This is a genomic window from Gemmatimonas sp. (assembly GCF_041689975.1).
GTDB lineage: Bacteria > Gemmatimonadota > Gemmatimonadetes > Gemmatimonadales > Gemmatimonadaceae > Gemmatimonas.
In genome coordinates this window covers 1-2521 of record NZ_JBDNFF010000413.1, presented here as the reverse complement: position 1 = coordinate 2521, position 2521 = coordinate 1, and the positions used below count along the sequence as shown (strand labels likewise).

The 2521-nt window shown below is 65.2% G+C and carries 4 protein-coding genes; all 4 read left to right on the top strand.

Annotated elements, in window-relative coordinates:
• Positions 1 to 360, top strand: a 360-nt coding sequence (gene fliL, locus ACESNG_RS23400; protein ID WP_373071125.1) for a flagellar basal body-associated protein FliL, incomplete at its 5' end; no start/stop codon positions are given.
• Between the two features lie 22 nt (positions 361 to 382).
• Positions 383 to 1381, top strand: a complete 999-nt coding sequence (locus tag ACESNG_RS23395; protein ID WP_373071123.1) for a flagellar motor switch protein FliM — start codon at positions 383 to 385, stop codon at positions 1379 to 1381.
• A complete protein-coding gene (gene fliN / locus ACESNG_RS23390; RefSeq protein WP_373071121.1) occupies positions 1378 to 1806 on the top strand; it encodes a flagellar motor switch protein FliN in 429 nt (142 codons plus the stop codon). The genes ACESNG_RS23395 and fliN overlap by 4 nt, the downstream gene beginning before the upstream one ends.
• Positions 1807 to 1813: 7 nt before the next feature.
• Positions 1814 to 2521: flagellar biosynthetic protein FliO (locus ACESNG_RS23385; protein ID WP_373071119.1), on the top strand; the 708-nt coding region annotated here is incomplete at its 3' end.

Genomic DNA, 2521 nt, shown 5'->3' with positions numbered 1-2521 from the left:
GCCGCTGGAGGCGATCACGGCGCGCCGGCCGAAGGAGGCAAGGAGGGGGCCGCTGCTGAGGCAGCGATCCACGTGCTCGACAACATGGTGCTCAACCCGGCTGGCAGCGGCGGCTCGCGCTACCTCCTGCTTACCGTGGCGATCGAAGCGGGCTCGCCCACTGCGATCGAGAGCTTCAAGTCACGCGACGCCGAGCTCCGTGACATTGTGCTGACCACGCTGGGCACCAAGCCCGTCGAGCAGCTCACCGACATGGCCGCGCGCGAACAGTTCAAGGTCGAGATCATGAAGGCCGTGGATGAGCGCTTTGGCAAGAAGACCGTGAAGCGCATCTACTTCCCGCAGTTCGTCGTTCAGTGAGTCACGCCGCACCGACCACACGATGAGCTCCGAAACACTCAGCCAGAACGACATCGATCGCCTCCTCGGCGGCGGGGCGCGTCAGGCGTCCGCACCGACGATGGCGATGGACGTGCAGGTGTACGACTTCCGTCGTCCGCACCGCGTGTCCAAGGAACGCCTACGCACGCTCGAGGCGATGTACGAGCGCCTGGTGAAGGGTTTGGAAGCGTGGCTCATCTCGCGTGTGCGCGGACAGATGGAAGTCCGACTGCAAAGCGTCGAGCAGTTCTCATTCGGCGAGTTCACGCTCTCGCTGCCGATGCCCTGTTCGTCGTTCATCTTCGACATCACCGGTACGGGCCAGAAGGGCGTCATCGACGTCGGCCCCGAGCTCAGCACCTTCATCATCGATCGCCTGTTCGGTGGCGAGGGTACGGGCAGCGCGCTCACGCGTGCGCTTACCCCCATCGAGCGGATGGCAGTTCGGTCGGTCGCCGACAAGGTCAGTGGTCTCCTCCAGGAGATCTGGCAGGACCATGTCGCGATGGACCTCAACATTACCGGCTTCGAGTCGTCGCCCGAAATCCTGCAAGTCGTCAACCGCGAAGATCCCGTGCTCGTGGCGAACGTCGAGTTCACCACCGGCAACGTGAGCAGCCTGCTGCTGATCTGCCTGCCCTTCTCGGTGCTCGACAAGTTCTTCACGTCGAGTGGCCAGCAGCGCAATGCGTCGCTCACCACGAGCGATTCGGAACGCGAGACGACACGGCTGCGCAGCGAGAACGCGCTGCGCGCCACGAAGGTGCCGCTCACCGCGCGGCTTCCCGACTTCCAGCTCTCGATGCGCGACATCGCCGGCATTACCGAAGGCACGATCATCCCCACCGGCATCCCGACCGATGCGCGTGTGATCGTGCGCGCCGGCACGCAGGAACGCTTCATCGGCCATCCCGGCCGTGTAAATGGCAACCTCGCGGTGCGCATCGTCGATGCCGTACCCAGCGCCACGACCTCAGACTCACGGACGACCTCCGCATGAATCCCGCCGAAATCGACGCGCTGGTCGCCAGCGCGCAAGCCGCCAAGGCGGCTGGACAGCCTATTTCCTCGCTCAAGGACGAATCGTCCGCACCGGTCGCAGCGCCAGTTCGCGCCCCGCAGCTGACCGAGTTCGAGCAGACGATGATGAGCACCACGGAAGTGCCGATCGGCATGCTTCTGGATCTCACCCTTCCCGTGTCCATCGAACTGGGTCGCACTTCGATGACGGTGCAGGAAATTCTGCGCCTCGGTCGTGGCTCGGTGATTCAACTGGACCGCCTCGCTGGCGAACCGATCGACATCTATGTCGGGGACCGTCGTTTCGCCGAAGGTGAAGTGGTCGTGCTCGGTGAGCACTTCGGCGTGCGCATTACGCGCGTATTGGCCAATCCGGCCGCCTCCAGCTCGGCCAACGCGGCCTGAGACGGACATGCTGACCGCTGCACTGGGTGTTGTCGCCGCTCTCGCCTTCGTCCTCGGACTTGGCGCCGTCTGCCTCTGGGCGCTCAAGCGCTTTGGAGCCGGCGCCCTCGCGTCAAGAACGCGTGTGCCGTTGGAAGTCGTGCAGCGCATTCCGCTGGGCCCGAAAACGGGGATCGCTGTGGTGCGCGTGGGAGAACGAGTGATGGCGCTCTCCGTCGGCGAAGGCGGTGTACGTCAGCTGTTCGAACTCGATGAAGTCGATCGCCTGCGTGTCATCGCCACCAGCACATTGCCGGTTCCGATGGTCTCCAGCGCAGCTGCATCGGCGGCGTTCACGATAGCAACGGCTCTGCCGTCGGCGGTGAGTGCGGCGTTCCCGGGCAAGTTCGGCGCGATGTTCCGCCGGTCGCTCAACGCCACGAATGTGCAGGCCGCGATGTCGCAGGCCGCTCGCGAAAGCGCCGCTGCCACGCTGGCTCCATGTGCAGTGCGCGTGGCGGTGCGGCCGTTCTCGCCGGCCGAGCCGAGCGAAGTACCCGCGTTTTTGACCGCGCCCACGATGACTCGCCTTGGTGCGGTGCTCACCTATGCGCCGCGCACGGCGATGGCCGCGCCGGTGTACGGAACGCCGCAGACGTCGCAGCAGGCCGATCGTGACTTCCGCGCGATGCTTGGTATTTCACTGGGCGGTGCAACGCGCCTCGCGACGTTCGGC